General features: G+C 36.5%; 1 pseudogene. It reads left to right on the forward strand.

Annotated features, from left to right (window positions below):
• A pseudogene (locus tag KHA85_RS16740) lies at positions 1-458 on the forward strand (hypothetical protein); the annotation flags it as partial.

Here is a 458-nt window from a genome sequence, read left to right on the forward strand (position 1 = left end):
GTGGAAGATAAATCTGATGCAACATTATTAGATGTTTATAATGGTGATGTTACTATTGAAGAATTTGTTGCAAAGATGAGCTTGGAAGAAATGGCAACATTAAATTGTGGTTCTGGTTGGGGTGTAGCTAATGAAAATGCTCCGGTAGTAGGTTCTAGTTCTGATACAGTTCCAGGAGCTGCTGGTGAAACTACAGTAAAATATTTCGATACTCATGGTATACCATCTATTGTAGTTGCAGATGGACCTGGAGGTATTCGTGTTAAACAAGAATATGAAGCAACTGATGTAAATACAGGAGAAGTAGAAACTTATTATCAATATTGTACAGCTTGGCCAGTATCAGTGCTACGTGGTCAAACATGGAATAAAGAACTTCTTGAAGAAGTTGGACGTGCTTTTGCAACTGAATTAAAAGAAATGGGAATCACAGTTGTACTTGGACCAAGTTTAAATAT

It is taken from the genome of Dietzia massiliensis (genome assembly GCF_018390595.1).
Lineage (GTDB): Bacteria > Actinomycetota > Actinomycetes > Mycobacteriales > Mycobacteriaceae > Dietzia > Dietzia massiliensis.